The organism is Allobosea minatitlanensis (assembly GCF_964020775.1).
The window spans coordinates 3,968,963-3,990,485 of the sequence record NZ_OZ224509.1 but is presented as its reverse complement, the minus strand read 5'-3'; the positions used below and the strand labels follow the sequence as shown (position 1 = coordinate 3,990,485).

Below are 21,523 nucleotides of genomic sequence, written 5' to 3'. Positions count from 1 at the left end.
CGCTGCGGGTATTTGAGCCAGAGGTTCCGACCGCCGGCGACATTGGGCGGATGGTGATCACTATCCTCGGCATGGTTGCCAACATGGAACTGAAGTTCGTCAAGGATCGTCAGCGCGCCGGGGCTGCGCGAGCCGAGGGGTCCATAACGGCCGGAAGAAAAACACTGGCGGCGACGAAATCCGACGCCGCATTGCCACCGGTGCCAGCAAGGCCAGTGCGGCGCGCGATCTCGACGTTTCAAGGATGACAGTTTACAGAGCAGTGGTGAACGTTGACAGCCAATCAGACGTGTAGAGCGGTCAATGTTCCATCTTCGTTCTTTGGTTGGCCAAAATCGCAGCTTCGAGCTGGCGGAGCCTTCATCGGTTCGGATACCGTTTACCATCGGTTAAGCTTAGCGTTGCGGTGCCGCGATCCCACGGGCAATTTTGCGGCAAAAACCGAAGGCAGGCTCTCGAGGCGGAGGCGATCATGTCCATGGCGAGCCTTGCGACCGGAGGCCCTGATGCCGGCCGGCGCCCGATGACGCAGGCGTCAGGCTCGCTCGCGAGCTTCTTCGACGGGCTCCGGCCCGACTGGCATTCACGATGGGCCTGGGATCAATATGAAGCGACCATCCTGGGGCTGGCGCATCAGTTCGGCCTGCGCAGTGTCTGCGAGATTGGCGGCGGCCGTGATCCGCTGTTCACGCAGGAGGAGGCCGCCCGCAACGGCATAGAGCTGATTGTCAACGACATCGATCCCGGCGAGCTCGCCCTGACCGGACGCGGGCTCAAGACCGTGCGCTTCGACATCGCCGGCGATCTGTCCGAGCCGGACGTCGTGCGCGGCGGCTACGACATGATGGTCTCGCGCATGGTCTTCGAGCATGTCGACGGCGTCGAGCGCGCCTGGGCCAACATTCATGAATTGCTGACACCCGGCGGTGTGGCGCTGGCTTTCTTCCCGACGCTGTGGGCCCCGATCTTCGCGCTGAACCACGTCCTGCCCGCAAGGCTGTCGCGCGCCATCGTCCACGCCCTGTACCCAGCGCGGCGCGACGGCGGCGACGATCCGATCTTCCCTGCCTTCTACGATTGGTGCCGCGGCGATCCCGCAGTGCTCGCGCCGATGCTCAAGCGGGTGGGCTTCGCCGAGGTCCATGTCCAGCGCTTCTGGGGGCATGAGTATTTCGAGCGCATGCCCGGGCTGAAGCAGCTTGACCACGCCTTCAACGCGGCGGCGGCGCGGCTCGGCTGGAGTCTGGTCACGACCCATGCCTATGTTGTCGTCCGCAAGGGCGGGGGATGAGCCGGCGCGCCTGCGTCTTTCTCCTCCGGGTCTAGTGCGGCCAGCCCCCAGACGAGGCCCATCATCAGATAGAGATGGCGCCAATGGTCGGTATCGATCTGGAGGCCCTGGAAGATGGTGACGAAGAGCACCGACCAGATCGCGATGGCGTGCAGCTGGGTCGCGCCGCGTCGGAAGACCAGCCGCCAGCCGACATAGATGGTCACGACCGTCAGGGCGAACCAGCACAGCCCGCCGAGCCAGCCATAGGAGGCGAAGGCGTTGATGTAGACGTTATGCGGATCGGCCTGGTTGAAGTGCCAGCGGAAGCGCAGCGGCCCGAAGCCGTTGGGAGCGTCCAGCAGCATCGGGATGGCGCGCAGCTGGTTGCCGAAGCGGCCGGTGACGCCTTGGTCGTAATCCTGGTCCAGGCTGGCGCGGATCTCGAAGACGGCGCGCACCTCCTCAAACGACAGGGCGACCAGGAGCGCTGCGATCATGGCGATGAGCGCCGCCGCCGACATTCCCACGATCCGCGCCCGCGCGGCCGTATTCGGCGCTGCCAGGAAAGTCAGCGCGATCATCAGCGCGGCCGAGCCGGCGAACACACCCCAGGCGCCGCGCGAGAAGGTGAAGAACAGCGCGACGAGCGGGATGCTGAGAGCCGCCAGGCCGCGAATCATCCCGGTCTGCCCGGTCAGGATGCGTTGCAGCATGTAGACGAGCGGCAAGGCGAGATAGGAACCAAGCACGTTGGGGTCCTTGAAGGTGCCCGCAGCGCGGTTGTAGAGCGTGAAGACCTCGCCCAGCCCGGCGATGTCGAAATAACCGAGAATCCCCGCGATTCCCGCGATCCAGGCGGCGAACAGCCAGCCCCGGCGCAGGGTCTCCAGCCGCCCGGCCGCATCCTGCGACATGATGCCCGCGACAAAGACCGAGGTGATCATCAGATAGACCGAGACTGCGGTGAAGCGTACCGAGGCGCCGTCGGCCATCCAGGGGATGAGCGAGAAGATCCCGCCGATATTGTAGCCGAGCAGCAAGAGCGCGAAGGGCAGGAGCTTCTGCGAGAAGCGGATGCCGGTGAGCGCGAAGACGAACAGCACCAGGAGGAAGACGATCTCGTAGGGCGAGGGCTCGATCAGGGCGATCCCGCTCGATACGGCGAGCAGCCATAGCGCACCGCGCTTCAGCGCGGCATAGGAGATTGCCAGCCGCCGGTTAGGCGCCTCCTGTCGCGGGGTTTCAGCAAACGCGCTCAATAGGCGTTCTCGTTCTTGGTCAGGAGGGAGAACGGCGTCTTCAGCAGGATGTAGAGGTCGAGCAGGACCGACCAGTTCTCGATATAGTAGAGGTCGTGCTCGACGCGCCGCTGGATCTTCTCCTCGGTGTCGGTCTCGCCGCGCCAGCCATGGATCTGCGCCCAGCCGGTGATGCCCGGCTTGACCTTGTGGCGGGCGAAATAGCCGTCGACCACCTGCTCATAGGCGCGGTTCGCGGTGTGCGCGTGGATGGCGTGCGGCCGCGGGCCGACCAGCGAGAGGTCGCCCTTGAACACGACGTTGATGAGCTGCGGCAACTCGTCGATCGAGGTCTTGCGGATGAAGCGGCCGACGCGGGTGACGCGCGGGTCGTCGCGGGTGACCTGCCTGGCCGCGGCCTTGTCGGCCATGTCGTGGCGCAGCGAGCGGAACTTCAGCACCTCGACGGTCTCGTTGTTGAAGCCGTAGCGCTTCTGCCGGAAGAGCACCGGCCCCCTGCTGTCGAGCTTGACCGCGATGGCGGTCGCCAGCATCACCGGCGAGAGCGCGATCAGCGCGAGCGTGCCGACGATCTTGTCGAACAGCCATTTGACGACGACGTCCCAATCGGCGATCGGCCGGTCGAAAACGTCGAGGACGGGCACGGCGCCGAGATAGGAATAGGAGCGCGGGCGGAAGCGCAGCTTCGACATATGGGCCGAGAGCCGGATGTCGATCGGCAGCACCCAGAGCTTGCGCAGCATGGTCAGCAGCCGTGCCTCGGCCGAGATCGGCAGGGTGAAGATCACCAGGTCGAGCCGGGTGCGCCGGGCGAATTCGACGAGGTCGTCGATGGTGCCGAGCTTGGGATAGCCGGCGACGAGGTCGGGCGAGCGCGCATCGTTGCGGTCGTCGAAGACGCCGCAGATGCGCAGGCCGGTATCGGGCTGCGCCTCGAGCGCCTCGATCAGCGCGGCGCCGGCCTCGCCGCCGCCGACGATGGCGGTGCGCCGCTCGAGCCGGCCGGAGCGCGTCAGGCGGCGGATGGTGACAGCCGCGGCGAAGCGCCCGGCGATCAGCGCCGCGCCGCCGCCGAGATAGAAGCCGACCAGCCAGCCGCGCGAGATCTGGCTGCCGATCTTCAGCATGAAGATGATCGCGAGCGCGATCAGGAACAGCATGGTCCAGCCGCCGAGCAGGCGCACCGCCGAGCCGGCGAAATGGCGCAGCGCTCCGATCGGATAGAGCCGCAGCATCTGGAAGGTGACGAGCGTGCCGCCGGCGAAGGCCGGGATCGCGATCTGGTAGATGATCGCGGACGCGACGCTGCCCGCCACGTAGAGCCGGTAGACCAGCGTCCCCATGACCAGGACGATCGCGATGTCGAGCAGGCGCGCCAGCCCCTCGATCAGCACCGGCGACAGCGTCGGCTTGACCGGCATGGCCGCGATCCGCTCGGCGAGCGGATGGAAGCGGCGCGTCTGCCCGTTTCCTGATTGCGCGCCCGATGTCGCAGAGGCCGCGCCGGCGGCGTCCGCCTTCATCATGTCGCGGACATCGAAAGCACCCATGTACGTCAGTACCTTTGAACTAGGGGCGCAGCACGGCGGTGGAGTACTCCCAATTCGGCTCTATCCGAAATTGCTCTCGGAACGTTTAACTGGTCAGCGCGCTGCTTAGGCGGCTCGGCGAACCCGGAACCTGCTAGCTTGATGCGTAACCACACCGGGTGCCTAGGAGGTGTGGACGGATTGCCGCATGTCACTCAGCGAGGCTTCCTCTGTGATCAATGAGTCCTGAGCCTAGGCGGTAGTGACGAATTAACTATCTGAGCCAGCTAGGGATAGCGGCGAGTTTGACGAAGCTCATGAGGTGAGGAGTTTGTCGTATCGTGTTGCGACCCTTCGGAACTGCTTGAGCCTGTCGAAGAAGCGCTCGATCCGATTTCGCTCCTTGTAGAGTTCGATGTCATCGGTCCGTTGGACCTTTCGGTTGCGCTTGGGCGGGATCACAACCTCGGCGCCGGCTTGGGCGATCCTGTTTGCGAGGTGATCGGCATCGTATCCCTTGCAGGCGAAGTCTATCCAACGCTGGCGACCGTTCGGAATGGAACTCCCGCCGGAATGGGCTGCCTCTGCGCAGCCCGACCCGCGAAGTCACCGGGGGCGTCGGCCTTGGCGTGCCGGCCAGCGGCTCGACGCACTGGAAGAGGGGAGGGAGCGTGCGGAGCGGATCGCAAGGCGCCAGAACGCACGCGAACTGACGCGCCCTTGGATGTCGGTCTCGCCGGATTTGGCAGCGCGCCGGCGCGAGGCAGGAGCGAGGGCCAACGTCCGGCGAGTGCTTGATCGGGCCGGTTCGCCCGCCGTCAATCGTTGACGATCGCCCGCAGGAAACGACGGGTGCGCTTTTGGGCCGGATTGGCGAAGAAGGCGCGGGCCGGCGCCTCCTCGACGATTTCGCCGGCGTCGAGCAGCATCGCCCGGCTGGCGACGCTCTTGGCGAAGCCGATCTCATGCGTGACCACGACCATGGTCATGCCGTGGTCGTGATGGACCTGGCGGATCACCTGCAGCACTTCCTCGCGCATCTCGGGATCAAGCGCCGAAGTTGGCTCGTCGAACAGCATCACTGTCGGTTTCATCGCCAGGGCGCGCGCAATCGCGACACGCTGACGCTGGCCACCCGAGAGTTGGAACGGATAGGAATCGGCCTTGTCGGCCATCCCCACGCGCTCCAGCAGCCGGCGCCCCTCATCCCTGGCCTCGCGCGTCGAATGGCCGAGGATCTTCATCGGTGCGATCGCGATGTTCTGCAGCGCCGTCATGTGCGGGAACAGGTTGAAGTTCTGGAAAACGAAACCGGTCGAGAGCCGGATCGACTGCAATTCCCCCGGTGTGGCGGTTCCGACATTGCGACCGCCGACCGTGATGGCGCCAGAATTGATCGTCTCCAGACCGTTGATGCAGCGCAGCAGCGTGCTCTTGCCGCAGCCGCTCGGCCCGCACAGCACCAGCACCTCGCCCTCCGCAACATCGAGCGAAATTCCGTTCAGAACCTTCACCGCACCGTAGGATTTGTGGACATCCTGGATGCGGATGAAATCCGGCGCCGCCGGCATGGCGGGGACCACCTTCAGATCGGTTGCCATTTCTGCAGCCTTTCGATCATCCGCATGAGGACGGTGTAGCCCCAGATCAGCGCCACATAGAGCAGTGCCGCGCCGGTATAGAATTCGAGCGGGCGGAAGAATTGGACCGTCAACTCCTGCGCACGGAACATCACCTCGGGCACCGCGATCAGGACCGTCACGGTCACGTTCTTGATCACGGTGATATGGACATTGGTCAGCGAGGGCAGGGTGGCGAAGAAGGCCTGCGGCAGGGTGATGTAGCGCATCACCTTCCAGCGCGAGAAACCGAGCGACTGTGCCGCCTGCGCCTGCGTCTGAGGGATCGCCTCGAGCCCGCCCCTGAAGGCCTCGCAGGCGAGGGCCGCGCCGTTCAGCGAGAGCGCGATGATCGAGCTCGCCGTCGGCGAGAACGAGGCGCCGGTCAGGATCGGCAGCACATAGTGGATCCAGATCAGCAGCACCACCACCGGCAGCGTGCGGAACAGGTCGACGAAGACGATGGAAACACCGCGCACCAGCCTGCGGCGCGACATGCTCATCGCGGCCAAGGCGACGCCGATGAGCGTCGAAAACAGGATGGCTGGAAAGCTCGTCCACCACGCATGCCAGAGTCCCCAGGCGAGATATGGCCCGTAATCCGCGAGAATGCCGAATTGAAAGGTGTAGTTCATGTCCTGACCCGACCGGAGATGCAGGCGGATAGGGCCGTGCCGGCGAGCACGACACGGCCCGGATTGGCGGGCGGTCAGCGCGGCCCGATAGCGAGCTCGGGCGGCAGCTTCCACTTGTCGGCGAGGCTGCGGTACCAGCCGCGCAGTTGCATCGCCCGGACATAGGTGTTGAGGAACACCATAAGGTCGAGATCGGCGTAGCGAACGGCATGGTTCATGGTCGTCCACTCGGTCTTGTCGGGGGCGAACCGGACATTGCGCAGCTCGGTCGGCCGTTCCTCTGCGCGCAGTGCGTTCGAGACGGAATCGCCGATATAGGCGGTCGAGCGCCCCTGCATCACCTCCAGCACTGCCGCGGCGGTGTCGGCGAGCGGCGTCACCTTGGCGTTTTTGAAGCGGCGCTGGGCGAATTGCTGGGCAGCGGTGCCGGTGACGACCGAGACGACATTGCCGGCCTTGTCGAGATCCTCGAAATTCTGCACCGGGCTGTCGGCGCGCACCATCGCGGTCGAGGACAGGTAGCCGATCGGGTCGGTGAAGGCGACGGCGGTGGCGCGCTCGGGCGTGGCGCCGAGGCCGCTCATCACGACGTCCCATTGCCCGGCCTGAAGGCCGGCGACCAGCCCGCTCCAGGTCGTGTTGACGAACTGGACCTTGATCCCGGTCATCTGCTCGAAATTGCGGATGTCGTCGGCGATGAAGCCCTCGTACTCCCCGGTCTTTGGATTGAGCAGGACGAAGCGGTTCCAGGGCGCGACGCCCACGACCATCTTCTTCTCCTTGATGATCCGGTCCAGCGTCGGCCCGGCCTTGGCGGCCGTCGCCGAGAGCGCCGCGGCTGCCGCGAGAGCGGCCGCCAAGGTCATGGCTGCGATCCGTTTCAACATGCTGTTTCCCCTCCTTGTTCGGGGCTGTCTCTCCGGCAGCCCTTCGATTCCTTACGAACGCGGCTTCAGTGGACGGCGTCGGCGGCGAGGATGCTCTCGAAGCCGATGATCGGCGCCGTCGCGTCGGGGTCGATCAGGACGTCGAGTACGTAAGGCCCCTTCGCCGCCTGGCCGCGTGCAAGGCCGGCGGCGATGCCGGCCGGGTCGGCGATGCGCTCGCCGTCGCATTTCAGCACGCGGCCGAGATCGGCGAAGTCGATGTCGAGGAAGTCGCATTCGAGATAGCGGCCCATCACCTTCTGTTCCCAGTGGCGCTGGAAACCGAGCGTGCCGTTGTTGAAGACGACGACGAGGACCTCGACGCCGTAACGCGCTGCGGTTTCGAGCTCGTTGAAGACGTAGCCGAAGGCACCGTCGCCGGTGACGCAGACGACCTTGAGCGAGGGATCGGCCGTCTTGGCGCCGATCGCGGCGGGCAGGCTCCAGCCGATGCCGCCGGTGCCGCGCGGCGAAAGGATGAAGCGGCCGGCCTTCGGCACGTCGATATGGCTCATCGCCCAGCCGGTGACGTAGCTCGCATCGGTGACGATCAGGGTCTTCTCATCCGTCCGCGCCGAGATCTCGGCGAGCAGCCGTTCCGGCCGGATCGGGGTCTGGTCGGATTCGGCGACGGGGGAGAATTCTTCGCGCCAGTCGCAGGTCAGGGCGTGGAGGCGCTCGCGGCTCGCCGCATCGGTGCGCGCGAGCCCGTGCTCGGCGCAATGGGCCAGCAGATCGCGCAGCGTGTCGCGGACATCGCCGACCATGGCGACATCGGTCGCGAAATTGCGGCCGATCTCGACCGGGTCGATGTCGAGATGGATCAGCTTGGTGCCGGGCTTCGGCAGCGACCAGTCGCTGTAGCAGATCTGTCCGGTGCGTGAGCCGAGCACGAAAACGACATCCGCCTCGGCGAACAGCGTGTTCGAGATGCGGCCGCGGCCGTAGCGCCCACCCGTCGTCGAGCCGAGGGGGCCAGCCGCCAGCGGATGCGAATCGGGGATGGCGCCGCGCCCGGTCATCGTCGTCGCGACTGGCATGTCGAACAGCTCCGCCAGGATGCGGATTTCCTCTGCGGCGCCCGAGATGATCGAGCCGCCGCCGGCGATCAATAGCGGTCGCTGCGCCGCCGCCAGCAATTGCGCGGCAGCGGCGATCGACTCCCGGTTCGCCCGGACCCGGTTGGCCGGGAAATGGGTATAGGCCGGATCCGCCCAGGTCTCGGCCTCGGCTTCCACCGCCATCACATCGCCCGGGCAGAGCAGCACGATCGGCCCGGGGCGCCCCGTCGTCGCGATCCGGAACGCCTTGCGCACCGCGTCACCCACCTGCTCGGCCATGTCGATGCGGATGACTTCCTTGACATAGGGGCCAAGCGCCGCCGCGTGATCGAGCGCGCTGCTGGCATGCTTGTTCTTCAGCCGCAGCGCATGGTCCTGCACCAGCGCGATCACCGGCACGGATGAGCGCTGCGCCTCCAGGAGGCCGGTGATCAGATTGGTCGCGCCGGGGCCGAAGGTCGCCGCGCAGACGCCGGGGCGCCCCGTCACCTGGGCATAGCCATGCGCCATGATCGCCGCATGCTTCTCGTCGCGAACCGTGACGATGCGGGTGAAGGATCGGTCGACCGCGTGGAAGACGTGAATCGGGTCCTCCATCCCGAACAGGCATGTCACCCCATGGCTCTTCAGGGTCGCATAGAGCAGCGCGCCGCCGGTTCCTCGCATCGTCTTCTCCCTTGATGTCTTGATTGTGTTGCGTATTATGCAACATGTTGTTAATTTATCGTGGCGCTGCTTGCGCACAACGTCAAGCCGTAATGCGAGGCGGGATGAAATCGATCGAGAAGGCCGTCAGCGCATTGCAGCTCATGGTTGAATCCGGCGGCGAGCTGCGGGTCGGCGACGTCAGCCGACACCTCAAGGTGAACCGCAGCACGGCGTCGCGCCTGCTGGCCTCTCTGGCGGGCGGCGGATTGATCGAGCAGGATCCGCTAACCCAGCGCTACGGCGCAGGAATTCTCGCCGTCCAGCTCGCCGCCGGCTTCCACCGCAAGTTCGACATCGTCGAGCAGGCGCAACGGGAAATGGAGGCGCTGGCGCGCGAGACACAGCACACGGCCTGGTTGGGGGTGCTCTCCGGCGCCGAGGTCGTTGTGCTCAAGACGGTGCGTGGCTCGCAGCCGATCCAGTTTGCCGTCGAGCCCGGGCACAGGCTGCCGGCCCATGCCGCGGCGATGGGCAAGGCGCTGCTCTCGCTCAAGCCCGATGCGGAGATTCCCGGCCTGTTCGAGGGGCCGCTGACGGCGGCAACGAAACAGACGCTGCATTCGCTCGACGACCTGCTGCGGGAGCTCTCTCTGACGCGCCTGCGCGGCTACGCCATTTCCGATCAGGAGCTCTTCGACGGGGTGAAGGCGATCTCGATCGCCCTCACCGAGCGCCACAAGGGCACATCGATCGCGATCAGCGTTTCCTATCCGCTGTTCGCTCTGGCCGATGGCAACGATCAGCCGATCGTCGACGCGCTCCTCGCCTTCGGTCGCCGTTTCGGTGCCCGCATCGGCGATGATCGCTGGACGCGCTGAGTTGTCGACTTGGAAAGAACCCTCACCGTTTCACGTGTCGGCATCTACACGTCGAGCATACTGCTCTCTTTCAGCGAGATACCGATTTCGGCATCGTGCTCCGTGACTGTTCCTCCCATGATGCTTGAGGCCGAGCGATCGGACCTCGTCATTCTGAGGGGCAGCCACCACCTTGGCTCATCGCGAAGCGCCGGTCGATTGCGGCATCCAGACTTATCGGCAATCTTTGTCGGTGCAAGCGCTTGCCGTCGAAGCCGGGGGGCTCTGGTGGTCGCAGGGCCCGCATCTCGCCGCGCAGGCGAGATGCGGGGGATCGGCAGCGAGGCTGCCGGCCATGGCGAGCCCGGCGGGCGAAAAGCAGGAGGGCATCGTCATGGCAAGGAACACGTCGCGCAGACGCCCTCATTCCGAAGCCTCCTGAAAACCGAAGCGGCGATCAGGCGCCCTTCAGCAGCTTCTCCAGCTTCGCAATATAGGCCGGCGGCAGCTTGTTGGCGCGGGCGCCCTTGAGCAGGGGCTCGACATAGTGCGCCGGCGCTCCCGCCGGCCCCGACGGGTTGGGCATGTCGTAGGTCGTCGAATTGACGACTTCGCCATTGGCCGTGTGAAGGATGATGGACTTGTGGGCCCAATGGCCCTTGTCCGTGCCAGCCGACCTGTCCATCGCCGCCATGTCGCTGTCGGAGAGCTCGTAATGGACGCCCCAGGTCTCGGCGCCCTTGGACGGGACCAGCCGTGCGCCGTCATAGGCGCCGTCCGTGGTCTTGCCGAAGGAGAGTTCGTAATCCTTCAGACAGGCGATGCTGAGCGCCTTGGCCGACGGCGCGACGCCGTGGATCAGGTCGATGTCCATCAGATTGGCATAGGCGAAGTAGTTCACGTCGGTCTCCTTGGCAGATTTGGATTGTAAAGGGTCAGTTCATCCCGGCCCCTCGCGCAGGGCGTCCCAGGTCTGCGGCAGGGCTGCGAGCGGGGCGAGTGCGTCGATCTCGGCGGCGCGGTGGCAGCGCGCCCGCCGCCCCGGTGCAACGGTGGCCAGTTGCGGCGGCTCGCTCCGGCAGAGCGGCAGGGCGAACGGGCAGCGCGCGGCGAAGCGGCAACCCGGGGGCGGATCGACGAGATCGGGCGGACCGCCGGGGATGGCGATCGGCTCGTCGCGGCTGCCGAGGCGCGGCAGGGCGTTCTTCAGGCCGAGTGTATAGGGGTGGGCCGGCCGGCGGATGACGTCGCGCGTCGGCCCGGTCTCGACGATCTGGCCGGCATACATCACCGCGACGCGCTCGCAGTTCTCAATGACCAGGGCGAGATCGTGCGTCACCAGCAGCAGCGAGAATCCGAGCCGCTGCTGCAGCTCGCGCAGGCTGCGGAAGATCTGGTCCTGCACGACGACGTCGAGCGCCGTCGTCGGCTCGTCGGCGAGGACGAGTGGCGGCTCCAGCGCCAGCGCCATGGCGATGATGGCGCGCTGGCGCATGCCGCCGGAGAACTGATGGGGATAGTCGCGCGCGCGTTCCGGCGCGACGCCGACCATGGCCAGTAGCTCTTGCGTGCGGCGCCAGGCCTCGGCGCGCGAGACCTGGCGATGGGCGAGGATCGCCTCGGCGATCTGGTCGCCGACGCGCAGGACGGGGTTGAGCGCGTTGAGGGCGCTCTGGGTCACCATCGAGATGCCGGCCCAGCGCACGGCGCGGCGCTGCTCGGGGCTGGCGGAGACGAGGTCGCGGCCCTGGAAGGCGATGTGGCCGGCGTCGATGCGGGCATTGCCGGGCATCACGCCCATCACGGTCTTGAGCAGCGTGCTCTTACCGCAGCCGGATTCGCCGATCAGGCCAAGATTCTCGCCCTTGCCGAGTTCGAGGTCGATCTGGGCAAGGGCGCTGGCTGGGCCGCGCGGCGTGCCGTAGCTCGCGCTGAGGCCGGCGATCGAGAGCAGAGGGCGGGTGTCGTTTGCTGGCATGGCGTCAGCCCGTTCTCAGGCGCGGATTGACGACCTGCTCATAGGCGCGACCGACGAAATAGACCGCCGAGACCAGCACCATGATCGCGATGCCGGGCGGCACCACCCACCAGGGCGCGCGATACATCATCTGCGAGGCATAGGCGTCGTAGACGATCGAGCCCCAGCTCACCACGGAGGGATCGCCGAAGCCGAGGAAGCCGATGCTGGCCTCGGTGATGATTGCCCAGGCGAGCGCGAAGGCGATGCTGACCAGCGCGATCGGCATGATGTTGGGCGCAATCTCGCGATAGATGATGGCAAGATCGCTGGCGCCGGTGATATGGGCGGCGGCGACGAACGGCATCTCGCGTAGCGACAGCACCTGGGCGCGCACGACCCGCGCCGTCGAACGCCACATCACGAGCGTCATCGCGATCACCATCGTCGTCAGGCTGCGGCCGGTGAGCGAGAGCACGATGATGATGAAGGGCAGAAAGGGCAGGCCGAGGAACATGTCGGTCAGCCGCATCAGGAAGGAGTCGATCCGGCCGCCGAAATAACCGGCGATCAGGCCGATATTGACGCCGATCACGACGGTGCCGAGCGCGGTCAATCCGCCGACGAGCAGGGCGGGGCGGGCGCCGACCAGCATCTGGCTGAGCACGTCCCGGCCGAGCAGCGTGGTTCCGAGCCAGTGCTGCCAGGAGGGCGGCGCGAGCCGCAGCAGCTTGCCGGCGGCGTCGTAGTTGCGGGCGACCGGGTCATAGGGCGCGATCGCCGGCCCGAAGATGGCGAGCGCGAGGCAAAGGCCGAGGATCACCAACCCGATGGGACCGAAGGGGCCGCGCCAGACCGCGCGGAAGAAGTCGAGGATGATGGTCGGCATGATCAGGCGTAGACGATGCGTGGATCGAGCAGACCGTAGAGCAGGTCGGCGATGAAGGTGCCGAGCACGGTCAGCACGGCGATGAGCAGGAAGGCGGCTTGCGCGACCGGGTAATCGGCACGGCTGATCGCCTCGATCATCAGCAGGCCGAGCCCCGGCCAGGAGAACACCGTCTCGATCACCACCGAGCCGGCCACGGCCCAGCCGAGGATCATCGGCAGCGTCGTCGCCAGCGGCAGCAACGCATTGCGGGCGGCATGGCCGAAGAGGACGCGGCGCTCGCTCAGCCCCTTCATGCGGGCGAGCTCGATATAGTCCTCCCCGATGGTCGAGAGCATGGTCGAACGCATCAGCAGCAGCGGGAAACAGAGCTGGTAGAGCGTGTTGACCAGGAAGGGCAGCGCCAGATGGTGCAGGAAGTCGGCGGAGAGATACATCCGCCAGTCCTGTTCCGGGAATGCTCCAGGCGTGACGATATGACCGATCGGGAAGAGGTCGAGCTTGATCGAGAACAGCAGGATCGCGAGCATGCCGAGCCAGAACAGCGGCGCCGATTGCAACGCCGTCGCCGTGAACACCAGGCCGACCTCGGTGGTACCGCCGCGCCTCCAGGCGGCGACCGCGCCGATGATGGCGCCGAGCAGATAGGCGGCGAGCATCGAGGGCAGGATCAGCAGGATCGTGTTGAGCAGGCGGCCCTGGATCATCTCGAAGACCGGCCGGTTGGTCTGGAAGGAGAAGCCGAAATCGAGGACGCAGAGATTGCGCAGATAGAGCAGATATTGCTCGAAGAGCGGCCGATCGAGCCCGAATTGCTGGCGCATCGCCTCCTGCGCCTTGGGATAGAGCGAGGGGCTGATCACGGTCGCTGTCGGGTCACCCGGCAGCAGCCGGAACAGGAAGAACATCAGCGTCGCCATGGCGAACAGCGTCAGGACCATGTGCCAGAAGCGATGCAGGAGATAGCCGACCATGGTTCAGACCGCCGCTTGCGCGAGCGCGGGCGGCGGGACGCGCACGATGTCGGGGTCGGCCGAGGGGATCGCCGCGATCAGCGTGCGCGTATAGGCATCGCTCGGCGCCGACAGCACCGCTTCGACCGGGCCGGTTTCGACGATGCGGCCGCGATACATGATGGCGAGCCGGTCGCAGACCGCGCCGACCGTGGCGAGGTCGTGGGTGATGTAGAGCATGGCGATGCCGCGATCGCGGGCGAGGCGCTTGAGCAGGCGCACGATGTCCCATTTGATCGAGACGTCGAGCATCGAGACCGGTTCGTCGGCGACGAGGAAGCGCGGCTCCAGGATGATGGCGCGGGCGATGCAGACGCGCTGGCGCTGGCCGCCGCTGAGCTGGTGCGGGTGCTTGTCGAGATGGCTCTCCGGCGGGTTGAGGCCGACCTCGGCGAGGACGGACCGGACGCTTGCCGCCACTTTGGCGCGGTCGCGGACGCCCTGGTAGAGCAGCGGTCGTCCGACGAGTTCCCCGACCGTGTGCTGCGGGTTGAGGGCGCCGTAAGGGTCCTGGAAGATCATCTGGACCTGACGGTGGAAGGCCCTCTTGTCGCGGGTGCGGGCGACGGTGCTGTCGGTGCCGTCGATCCGGATCGTGCCGGAACTCGGTGTCTCCAGCCCGACCAGCAGGCGCCCGGTGGTCGACTTGCCGCTGCCGGATTCCCCGACGAGGCCGAGCACCTCGCCGGCGCCGATGTCGAAGCTCACGCCTTCGACCGCCCGCGTGACCTGGCCGCGGCGGCCGGGCAGCAGCGAGCGCAGGCCCGCCGCCGCGGCATAGTGCTTGGTCAGGTCGCGGACGTCGATCATCGGCGGAGCGCTCGCAGGACCGGCGGCGATCACTTGGCCGGGAAGCGCAGGGCGCCGTCCGGGCCCCAGCTATAGCCGGCCGCCTTCAGGATCGCCCTGGCCTTGTCGATGTCGTAGGCCGGCAACGGGATCGAAGCATCGTGCCAGAAGGCGTTGACCGGCACGATCGGCGTCGCGCTGCGGCCGGCATCGCCGCCCAGGACCTCTTCGATGATCGCCTCGTAGGGGATCGCATGCGCCGTGGCCTGGCGCAAAGCCTTGCTGGCGAGCGCGGGGCGGGCCGTGTTGTAGCGCATCGACATATGGCCGTTGGAGCGCGCCTGGATCAGCTTGATGTTCTTCTCGGCGGCGAATTCCTTCACCACGGTCGGCACGATCGGCTGGAAGGAGACGTCGATGTCGCCCTTCTTGAGCGCGGCGCCGACGAGTTCGGCCGAACCGAAGACGACGATCAGCAGATCGGAGGCCGGCTTGGCGAAATGGTCCGCCCGGCGCTGCAGCGAGATCTCCTGACCCTCGCGCCAGTAGCGCAGCGTGTAGGGGCCGCTTCCGACGAGCGGCATGTTGCGGAAGTCCTGCGGCTTGGCGATGCCGGTCTTCTCGACGATGTCGCCCCAGACATGCTTGGGCAGGATGAGCACCTGGCCGAGCGTGTTGATGATGAAGGGTGCGTAAGGCTCGGTAAGCTTGAAGCGTACCGTCGCGGCGTCGACCACCTCGACCGAGGCGAGCTTCTCCAGGTATTTCTTGAAATAGGCGGCATCCCAGCGCTTCAGGTAGTCGAAGGAGAACTTGACGTCCTCGGCGGTGACCGGCTTGCCGTCGTTGAAGCTGTGGCCCTGGCGGAGCTTGACCACCACGGTGGTCGGGTCGACCACCTCCAGCCCTTCGGCGAGCCACATGCGCGGCGAGCCGTCGGGCCCGAGCTCGACCAGCTTGTCGTAGACCAGGCTCAGCGTGTTGAAGTCCTCGACGATCGTCGCCGCCAGCGGGTTGAAGGTGCCTTGGTCGATGGTGCGGCCGATCTTGACCGCCGTGCCGGCCTTGGAGGTCAGGCGCAGCATGTTCCAGAGCGAGCGCGGCCCGTCCGATGTATCCTCATAGCCAGGGATCTCGACCTTGGCGGTGTTCATCGCAAAGGTGTTGACGACATAGGCGAGCACGGTTTCCGGCTGCTCGTCGGCCAGGACGCGTTGCAGTTCATGGATCACCTTGCGGCGCTCCTGCGCGTCATAGAGCGTGAGTTGCCTGGCACCGAGCTCGTCGACCTTCGCGTTGGAGAAGGAGCCGACATTGGAATCGCCCGGCGCGCTGTTGCGCGAATTGAACTGGGCGTTGGTGAAGAAGTCCGGTTCCGAACGCTGCGGCGAGCCTGACAGCACCGACATCACCACGTCGAAATCGTGCTCCTTGAACCATTTCGACAGCATCGGATTGGGGAAGGGCTGCGGGTCGAGCGTGACCTTGAGACCGAGCTTGCGCCAGCCTTCGGCGACATAGTTCGAGGTCTCGAAATAGTGCTGGTACTTGGCGGCGGGCCAGGTCAGTACCTTGATCTCCGGAACCGGCTGCTGCGCCAGAGCCATGCCGGTGCCGAGCCCGATCAGCGCGCCTGCGAATGCCGTCGCCAGCCTCATCGTCCTCCCCTTTCTTGTTCTATCGGGCCGGCAAGTTGCCCCGCGCCGTCATGCGAGCGCAGGTGTCGCGCCTGCCTGCCGCGTTCCCTCGCATCGGAAGCTAGGGCCGGGCAGGCGGCTTGCCCATTGCTGATTTCCGATGCAGATCATTCCAGATTGGAATGAGGATGTTGGGAGCGAGCCCCATGCGCAGGACCTTGCCGCCGACCCGGGATCTCGCCTGTTTCGAAGCGGTCGCGCGCCATCGCAGCGTCACCCGCGCCGCGGCCGAGCTCAATCTGACCCAGAGCGCAGTCAGTCGCCGATTGGCTGCGCTGGAGGAGCTGCTTGGCCAGAATCTGTTCCTGCGCGACAAGCAGCGGCTCACCCCGACCGTTGCAGCCGAGGAATATGCCGAGGAACTGCGCAGCCTGCTGAACCGGGTCGAGGTCGCGACCACCCGGCTGCTCTCGCATGGCCGCAAGGGCGGCGTGCTGACCGTCGCCTGCCTGCCGACCTTCGGCTCGCGCTGGCTGGTGCCGCGGCTGGCGCGCTTCATCGCCGCGCATCCGACCATCGACATCAACCTGATCTCGAAAATCCGTCCGTTCAGCTTCGAGGAGGACAAGGCGCATGCCGCGATCCATTTCGGAAGCCCGACCTGGCCGGGCGCCCGCATCCACCACCTGATGGACGAGCATGTCATCCCGGTCTGCGCGCCCCAATTGGTCGGCGGCGAAGCGCTGGCCGCCCCTGACGGCTTTGCCCGTCTGCCATTGCTGCAGCATACGACGCGGCCCTATCTCTGGCGCGACTGGCTGGCCGATGCCGGCGCCAGCGGCGTCAACGGCATCGCCGGGCCAAAATTCGAGTACTACTCCCTCGTCATCCAGGCTGCGATTGCGGGCATCGGCGTCGCGATCCTTCCGGATTTTTTGGTCCGGGAGGAAATCCAGTCGGGCGCGCTGATGGTCGCCTGCTCGCACCGGATGCGCTGCGAGGACGCGTATTTCGTCGTCTACCCCAAGCGCTTCGACGAAAACGTCAACGTCCAGGCCTTCGTCGGCTGGCTGCGCGATGAAGCGCGACTTTACGTTGACGGCTCATCTTAGACACGCTGCACAGTTATCATCCAGGGTCTTAGTGTCCTCTCTTGATTGGGGTCGTTAAGGTGCTGACCCGGAGACGGCCCGCTTGGTCCGGACCTTGACGCCGAAGGTGGCGGAGAGGATGCAGACGGCACAGGCAGCAGCCTGGTTCTCGCGGAAGAGCAAGGCGAACCCGAACGGCTTTTCGCTGCATGAGCGCGCATCAGGCCGTGTTCCCACGACCATGGCCCGCGTCTTCAAGGTTTCGCCGTCCGGTTATTGCGCTTGGCGCGGCAGGCCCGCCTCGCGGGCCGCTTGAATCGCTCGCGCTGCCGAACCGGGTCTGGCCTATGAGCCGCTTTCCGCCGCCCCGTCCCTGATGGCGAACCTCGCGTCTCCGCTCACGCGGACATGGAGAATGTCGTCGAAGGCTTGAGAGGCCTGCGACCGCCATCGGCCGGCGGGCGGGGTGTCACCGTCGTCTGGGATGTCCAGCCGTTCTTCGCCACGGACTATGGCTGCCGCGAGCTGGAGAACCGCTGGCCGGTCGAGCCGAGCGCACGATGTTCCGGGCCGGCTCGGCGTCGAAGCTGTTCGCCCGGGCGGCGATGCAGCTTGTCGAGCAGGGGAACTCGATCTCGACGCCGATGTGAACAAACATCCGCTCGATTTCCGGATCCCGGCGACCTATGCGGCGCCAGTAACGCTTCGGAACCTGCCTGACGCCTCAGTTGCCGACGTCCAGCGGCGCCGTGCCGGTGGGCTTGCCGTCGGCGCCCAGCGTGATGCGCTCGATGCGGGCCTCCGCCTGCTTCAGCAGCGCGTCGCAGCGCGCCTTCAGCGCCTCGCCGCGGGTGTAGATGGCGATGGATTCCTCGAGCGGCACGTCGCCGCGCTCGAGCCGCGCCACGATGCCCTCAAGCTCCTTCAGCGCCACCTCGAAAGGCAGCTCCGCGACATCGGCATGGGGTCCAGCTTGGGTCTTGTCTTCGCTCACAGCCTGATTCCTCTTTGCCGCAAGCTTATCGACCGGAGCGCGCTCCGCCGCAACCCGCCGCGGCAGCGCCGGCCGGAAATTGCTGCAGCCGCTCCCCCTGGCGCCGGGCCGGGAAGCGCGCGCCGCCATTGGGATCGACCCGGGGAGATGGCGATGATCTAGACCGGGAGAGCGGAGGTCTTCTTGATCGTCCGCAGCGTCAGCGTCGACTGCACGCGCGTCACGCCGGGCAGTTGCGTGAGGATGTCGGTGTGGATCCGCTCGAAATCGGCGCTGTCGCGATAGATCACCCGCATCAGATAGTCGTGCGCGCCCGCCAGCAGATGGCATTCCAGGATCTCCGGCAGGTCCTGCACGGCCTGCTCGAAGCTCTCCAGCGAGGCGCGGCCCTGCTGGTCGAGGGTGACGAAGACGAAGGCCGTACCCGGAAACCCGGCCGTCTTGTCGTCGAGCATCATCGCATAGCCGCGGATCAGCCCGCTCTCCTCGAGCTGGCGCACGCGCCTGAGGCAAGCGGAGGGCGACAGATGCACCTTCTCGGCGAGGTCCGAATTGGTGATGCGCCCGTCCTGCTGGAGGATGCGCAGGATGGAGCGGTCGCGCGAGTCGAGTTCGATCGTCATGATGTCGGCTTGTCCTCCCGCGCGATCAATCGTCGCAAAATCCGGCGAAGGCAAGCGGGCGCGAAAGCCCGGCAGTATCCACGGCTGGACGCCGCAGGCCCGCAGGAAGTTGCGGCCGGGGCCGCGCCTCATTCCAGCGGCAGGAGGAAGGGCTTTCCCTCGAAGGCATCGGCGCCGCGGCCGATCCGCTCGATGGCGCGGATCATCCGTCCGCCGCGCCCGAGCGCCGCATCGGCGAGGGCGACGAGGCGGGCATTGGGCGTCGCCGAGGGGGAGGCGCGGCGCAGCGCATCGGCGGCGTCGCCCTCGTCGCGCCCCGGGGCGAGCGCGCAGGCCGTGATATAGGCCGCGGCGGTCGAGCGGCTGATGCCGGCCCAGCAATGGATCACGAGCGGCGCGGCCCGGTCCCAGGCCCTGACGAAGGCGAGCAGCCGCTCGACATGCTCCCGGCCCGCCAGAACATGGCCGTCCGTCGGCTCGCTGATGTCGGACATGCCGAGGAACAGATGCCGGCTTTCCGCGATGCCCGCCGGCCGCTCGACCCTGCCGGCGACGTTGATCAGCGAGACGAGATGGCTCGCGCCGCAGGCCGCCACGGTGGCGTCGAGCTTCGACAGGGGGGAAACATGCAGGGTCGGCAAACCGGGGCTCCGTCGCTGTGCCGTGGCGGCTTCGGACGATAGCATGATCGACAGCCATGCCGCCCGCATGACATGGAGGCGGCCGAACCGTTCCAGCGCAGCGAAAGGCCGCCATGAACCTCTGGTTCCGCCTCATCTGGCTTCTCGTCACCTCCCGGCAGCGTCCGCGGCTGGACCTGCCGGGGGAGGGCTCGCTCCTGCCGTTCCGCGTCTGGTTTCACGATCTCGACGCCAGCCTGCACATGAACAACGGCCGCTACTGGACGCTGATGGATCTCGGCCGCACCGACCTCGTGCTGCGCAGCGGGCTGTGGCGGGCGATCCTGCGGCATCGCTGGCTGCCGGTGGTCAATGCCGGCACCATCCGCTTCCGCCGCGAGATGCGGCTCTTCCGCGCCTTCAGGCTGGAGACGCGCATCCTGTGCTGGGGCGAGACCTGGCTGGTGATGCAGCACCGCATGCTGATGCGGGGGCGCGACGGCGGCGAGATCGTCGCGGCGGTCGCGCTGGTGCGGGCGGCGCTCTACGACCGCCGGGCGAAGGCCTATGTGCCGGTGGCGCGGCTGCTCGCGGAAATCGGCATCACCGCCGAGAGCCCGCCGGCAAGCCCCGAGGTCGCCGCCTTCCTGGCGTCGGAGGAGGCGATGCGCAGCGCCGCGGGCGGCGAGCGCTAGCCGTTCCGCCCGCGCTGCAACGACGCCCGACGGGGCAGGCGGGCGAGACGACGCCCAAGCCTGAGCATGCGTCAGGCGCAGGGGCGCCAGCGCCCAATCGCGCTCGCCAGAGCCTCGCGATTGCCGGATAGCCCTGTGTCGAGGCCGCCTGCGGAACCGGGCGCGGCGCGGCCCGGGGGAGGACATCCGCGGTGAAGCTTCCATTGTGGGGCAGCGCTCTGAGCGCGACGCTCCTGGTGCAGGTCGCCAGCTCCTTCGCTGCCGCGGCGATCCCGCTCCTCGGCCCGATCCTGACGCTGCGCTGGGGGCTGGCGCCCGAGAATATCGGCTACATCTCGGCGATGACCTCGGCGGGGATCTGCTGGTTCCTCGCCTGCGGCGGCCCGATGCTCGACCATTACGGCCCCGTCCGCACGCTTCAACTCGGCCTCGCCTGCGTCGCACTGGGGCTCGCCCTGCTGGCCCAGCCGGTCGCGGCGGTCGGGCTGGCCGGGGCGCTGCTGGTGGGGCTGGGGCTCGCCCCGAACACGCCCGCCGGCAGCCAGATCCTGATGCGGACCGCGCCGCCGCGCCACCGCACCCTCGTCTTTTCGATCAAGCAGGCCGGCGTGCCGCTCGGGGGCGCGATGGCGGGGCTCGCGGTCGCGCCGCTCGTCCTCGCCTGCGGCTTCTCCGGCACGGTCGCGGCGCTCATCGCCGTCGTGCTCGCCTGTGCCCTGCTGGCGCAGATCTTCCAGCGCCGTCTCGACAGGGAGAGCGGCACCGTCAGGAAGCGCTGGGCGCGCATGTTCCTCTCGCCGACCTCCTTCGGCCGCGCCGCGCGGATCGTCTCGGCGCATCCGTCCCTGCCGATGCTGACGGCGATCGGCGTGGCGTTCTCGATCACCCAGGCCTGCGTCACCGCGTTCACGGCGACCTTCATGGTGACGCAGCACGGCAGAAGCCTGACGGAGGCCGGCGCCTATATGGCGGTGCTGCTGACCGCGAGCACGATCGCCCGCATCTTCTTCGGCTGGGTCGCGGACCGGCTGGGCAGCGGCCAGTCGCTGCTCTGCGCCCTGGCGCTGGGGGCGAGCGCGGCGATCCTGCTCCTGGTCTGGCTCGCCGCGGGCCACCCGCTGCTGATCTATGGCTGCATGATCCTGGTCGGGGTCACGACCATGGGCTGGAACGGCGTCCATATGGCGGAGCTCGCCCGGCTTTCGCCACCGGAGCTGATCGGCGACGTCACCGCGGGCGCCAGCCTGTTCGGCTTCGTCGGCTCGGTCTGCGGCCCGCTGGTCTTCGCCTTTCTGGCGAGCCGGACCGAGAGCTTCGCCTGGTCGTACCTGCTCGTCGCGGGCCAGCTCGGCGCCTTCGGGCTCTTCGCGCTCTGGTCCCGGCTGAGGGCGTCCGCCGGATAGGGGCG

At 67.0% G+C, this 21,523-nt stretch carries 21 protein-coding genes and 1 pseudogene; 6 read left to right on the top strand and 16 right to left on the bottom strand.

Annotation, left to right across the window (positions count from 1 at the left end):
- Positions 1 to 178: 178 nt before the first annotated feature.
- Both ACWH43_RS19620 and ACWH43_RS19615 read left to right on the top strand, forming a co-directional pair.
- Complete coding sequence (locus tag ACWH43_RS19620) at positions 179 to 295, top strand: hypothetical protein (protein WP_448153667.1); 117 nt, start codon at positions 179 to 181, stop codon at positions 293 to 295.
- 30 nt (positions 296 to 325) lie between these two features.
- Positions 326 to 1,291: a class I SAM-dependent methyltransferase gene (locus tag ACWH43_RS19615; RefSeq protein ID WP_158446864.1), complete on the top strand. Its 966-nt coding sequence runs from the start codon at positions 326 to 328 to the stop codon at positions 1,289 to 1,291.
- Here ACWH43_RS19615 and ACWH43_RS19610 read toward each other — a convergent pair.
- The 7 genes and pseudogenes from ACWH43_RS19610 to ACWH43_RS19580 form a co-directional block, all read right to left on the bottom strand.
- On the bottom strand, positions 1,261 to 2,532 hold the full coding sequence (locus ACWH43_RS19610) for an O-antigen ligase family protein (RefSeq protein ID WP_158446863.1): 1,272 nt from the start codon (positions 2,530 to 2,532) through the stop codon (positions 1,261 to 1,263). The two genes, ACWH43_RS19615 and ACWH43_RS19610, sit on opposite strands and share 31 nt — an antisense overlap.
- On the bottom strand, positions 2,529 to 4,082 hold the full coding sequence (locus tag ACWH43_RS19605) for an undecaprenyl-phosphate glucose phosphotransferase (RefSeq protein WP_448153517.1): 1,554 nt from the start codon (positions 4,080 to 4,082) through the stop codon (positions 2,529 to 2,531). Before ACWH43_RS19605 ends, ACWH43_RS19610 begins: the two co-directional genes overlap by 4 nt.
- Before the next feature lie 253 nt (positions 4,083 to 4,335).
- Positions 4,336 to 4,586 (bottom strand): annotated as a pseudogene (locus tag ACWH43_RS19600) (transposase); the annotation flags it as partial.
- Between the two features lie 293 nt (positions 4,587 to 4,879).
- On the bottom strand, positions 4,880 to 5,662 hold the full coding sequence (locus ACWH43_RS19595) for an amino acid ABC transporter ATP-binding protein (protein ID WP_311734886.1): 783 nt from the start codon (positions 5,660 to 5,662) through the stop codon (positions 4,880 to 4,882).
- Positions 5,647 to 6,315 carry an amino acid ABC transporter permease gene (locus ACWH43_RS19590; protein ID WP_158446290.1) on the bottom strand — a complete coding sequence of 223 codons (669 nt, stop codon included), beginning with the start codon at positions 6,313 to 6,315 and terminating at the stop codon, positions 5,647 to 5,649. The genes ACWH43_RS19595 and ACWH43_RS19590 overlap by 16 nt, the downstream gene beginning before the upstream one ends.
- A 74-nt stretch (positions 6,316 to 6,389) precedes the next feature.
- Positions 6,390 to 7,181 (bottom strand): transporter substrate-binding domain-containing protein, encoded by a 792-nt coding sequence (locus ACWH43_RS19585; RefSeq protein ID WP_260349656.1) that lies wholly within the window; start codon positions 7,179 to 7,181, stop codon positions 6,390 to 6,392.
- Between the two features lie 86 nt (positions 7,182 to 7,267).
- A complete protein-coding gene (locus tag ACWH43_RS19580; protein WP_158446288.1) occupies positions 7,268 to 8,968 on the bottom strand; it encodes a thiamine pyrophosphate-binding protein in 1,701 nt (566 codons plus the stop codon).
- A 44-nt stretch (positions 8,969 to 9,012) separates the two neighbouring features.
- On the opposite strand from ACWH43_RS19580, the gene ACWH43_RS19575 reads away from it, so the two are divergent.
- The gene (locus ACWH43_RS19575) at positions 9,013 to 9,828 is read left to right on the top strand and encodes an IclR family transcriptional regulator (RefSeq protein WP_158446287.1); all 816 of its coding nucleotides are present in this window, start codon (positions 9,013 to 9,015) and stop codon (positions 9,826 to 9,828) included.
- Positions 9,829 to 10,264: 436 nt separating this feature from the next.
- Here ACWH43_RS19575 and ACWH43_RS19570 read toward each other — a convergent pair whose 3' ends face one another.
- The 6 genes from ACWH43_RS19570 to ACWH43_RS19545 are packed head-to-tail and all read right to left on the bottom strand — an operon-like array spanning position 10,265 to position 16,113.
- Complete coding sequence (locus ACWH43_RS19570; protein WP_158446286.1) at positions 10,265 to 10,708, bottom strand: gamma-glutamylcyclotransferase family protein; 444 nt, start codon at positions 10,706 to 10,708, stop codon at positions 10,265 to 10,267.
- 39 nt (positions 10,709 to 10,747) lie between these two features.
- Positions 10,748 to 11,785, bottom strand: a complete 1,038-nt coding sequence (locus ACWH43_RS19565; RefSeq protein ID WP_158446285.1) for an ABC transporter ATP-binding protein — start codon at positions 11,783 to 11,785, stop codon at positions 10,748 to 10,750.
- A gap of 4 nt (positions 11,786 to 11,789) precedes the next feature.
- Complete coding sequence (locus tag ACWH43_RS19560) at positions 11,790 to 12,653, bottom strand: ABC transporter permease (protein ID WP_158446284.1); 864 nt, start codon at positions 12,651 to 12,653, stop codon at positions 11,790 to 11,792.
- A 2-nt stretch (positions 12,654 to 12,655) separates the two neighbouring features.
- Positions 12,656 to 13,627 (bottom strand): ABC transporter permease, encoded by a 972-nt coding sequence (locus ACWH43_RS19555; protein ID WP_158446283.1) that lies wholly within the window; start codon positions 13,625 to 13,627, stop codon positions 12,656 to 12,658.
- A 3-nt stretch (positions 13,628 to 13,630) separates the two neighbouring features.
- Positions 13,631 to 14,476 carry an ATP-binding cassette domain-containing protein gene (locus tag ACWH43_RS19550; protein WP_158446282.1) on the bottom strand — a complete coding sequence of 282 codons (846 nt, stop codon included), beginning with the start codon at positions 14,474 to 14,476 and terminating at the stop codon, positions 13,631 to 13,633.
- Between the two features lie 29 nt (positions 14,477 to 14,505).
- On the bottom strand, positions 14,506 to 16,113 hold the full coding sequence (locus ACWH43_RS19545) for an ABC transporter substrate-binding protein (protein ID WP_260349654.1): 1,608 nt from the start codon (positions 16,111 to 16,113) through the stop codon (positions 14,506 to 14,508).
- 185 nt (positions 16,114 to 16,298) lie between these two features.
- Between ACWH43_RS19545 and ACWH43_RS19540 the strand changes: the two genes are divergently transcribed.
- A complete protein-coding gene (locus ACWH43_RS19540) occupies positions 16,299 to 17,204 on the top strand; it encodes a LysR family transcriptional regulator (RefSeq protein WP_158446280.1) in 906 nt (301 codons plus the stop codon).
- 703 nt (positions 17,205 to 17,907) lie between these two features.
- Here the strand turns inward: ACWH43_RS19540 and ACWH43_RS19535 are convergent.
- The 3 genes from ACWH43_RS19535 to ACWH43_RS19525 all read right to left on the bottom strand — a co-directional run bounded on the left by ACWH43_RS19535 (position 17,908) and on the right by ACWH43_RS19525 (position 19,441).
- Positions 17,908 to 18,177 carry an exodeoxyribonuclease VII small subunit gene (locus tag ACWH43_RS19535; protein WP_260349651.1) on the bottom strand — a complete coding sequence of 90 codons (270 nt, stop codon included), beginning with the start codon at positions 18,175 to 18,177 and terminating at the stop codon, positions 17,908 to 17,910.
- Between the two features lie 158 nt (positions 18,178 to 18,335).
- The gene (locus tag ACWH43_RS19530; RefSeq protein ID WP_260349650.1) at positions 18,336 to 18,800 is read right to left on the bottom strand and encodes an Lrp/AsnC family transcriptional regulator; all 465 of its coding nucleotides are present in this window, start codon (positions 18,798 to 18,800) and stop codon (positions 18,336 to 18,338) included.
- Between the two features lie 128 nt (positions 18,801 to 18,928).
- Positions 18,929 to 19,441: a tyrosine phosphatase family protein gene (locus ACWH43_RS19525; RefSeq protein WP_158448403.1), complete on the bottom strand. Its 513-nt coding sequence runs from the start codon at positions 19,439 to 19,441 to the stop codon at positions 18,929 to 18,931.
- Between the two features lie 113 nt (positions 19,442 to 19,554).
- Here ACWH43_RS19525 and ACWH43_RS19520 point away from each other — a divergent pair, with 113 nt between their 5' ends.
- Together ACWH43_RS19520 and ACWH43_RS19515 are read left to right on the top strand one after the other, a co-directional pair.
- Complete coding sequence (locus ACWH43_RS19520; RefSeq protein ID WP_158448402.1) at positions 19,555 to 20,115, top strand: acyl-CoA thioesterase; 561 nt, start codon at positions 19,555 to 19,557, stop codon at positions 20,113 to 20,115.
- Positions 20,116 to 20,306: 191 nt separating this feature from the next.
- Positions 20,307 to 21,518, top strand: coding sequence for an MFS transporter (locus tag ACWH43_RS19515; protein ID WP_158448401.1), 1,212 nt, complete (start codon positions 20,307 to 20,309; stop codon positions 21,516 to 21,518).
- Positions 21,519 to 21,523 lie beyond the last annotated feature (5 nt).

Excerpts from the sequence above, each read along its gene's own strand:
- ACWH43_RS19605 (WP_448153517.1), bottom strand. The coding sequence starts at position 4,082 with ATGGGTGCTTTCGATGTCCGCGACATGATGAAGGCGGACGCCGCCGGC.
- ACWH43_RS19595 (WP_311734886.1), bottom strand. The coding sequence starts at position 5,662 with ATGGCAACCGATCTGAAGGTGGTCCCCGCCATGCCGGCGGCGCCGGAT.
- ACWH43_RS19590 (WP_158446290.1), bottom strand. The coding sequence starts at position 6,315 with ATGAACTACACCTTTCAATTCGGCATTCTCGCGGATTACGGGCCATAT.
- ACWH43_RS19585 (WP_260349656.1), bottom strand. The coding sequence starts at position 7,181 with ATGACCTTGGCGGCCGCTCTCGCGGCAGCCGCGGCGCTCTCGGCGACG.
- ACWH43_RS19580 (WP_158446288.1), bottom strand. The coding sequence starts at position 8,968 with ATGCGAGGAACCGGCGGCGCGCTGCTCTATGCGACCCTGAAGAGCCAT.
- ACWH43_RS19575 (WP_158446287.1), top strand. The coding sequence starts at position 9,013 with ATGTTGTTAATTTATCGTGGCGCTGCTTGCGCACAACGTCAAGCCGTA.
- ACWH43_RS19565 (WP_158446285.1), bottom strand. The coding sequence starts at position 11,785 with ATGCCAGCAAACGACACCCGCCCTCTGCTCTCGATCGCCGGCCTCAGC.
- ACWH43_RS19560 (WP_158446284.1), bottom strand. The coding sequence starts at position 12,653 with ATGCCGACCATCATCCTCGACTTCTTCCGCGCGGTCTGGCGCGGCCCC.
- ACWH43_RS19555 (WP_158446283.1), bottom strand. The coding sequence starts at position 13,627 with ATGGTCGGCTATCTCCTGCATCGCTTCTGGCACATGGTCCTGACGCTG.
- ACWH43_RS19550 (WP_158446282.1), bottom strand. The coding sequence starts at position 14,476 with ATGATCGACGTCCGCGACCTGACCAAGCACTATGCCGCGGCGGCGGGC.
- ACWH43_RS19545 (WP_260349654.1), bottom strand. The coding sequence starts at position 16,113 with ATGAGGCTGGCGACGGCATTCGCAGGCGCGCTGATCGGGCTCGGCACC.
- ACWH43_RS19540 (WP_158446280.1), top strand. The coding sequence starts at position 16,299 with ATGCGCAGGACCTTGCCGCCGACCCGGGATCTCGCCTGTTTCGAAGCG.
- ACWH43_RS19530 (WP_260349650.1), bottom strand. The coding sequence starts at position 18,800 with ATGACGATCGAACTCGACTCGCGCGACCGCTCCATCCTGCGCATCCTC.
- ACWH43_RS19520 (WP_158448402.1), top strand. The coding sequence starts at position 19,555 with ATGAACCTCTGGTTCCGCCTCATCTGGCTTCTCGTCACCTCCCGGCAG.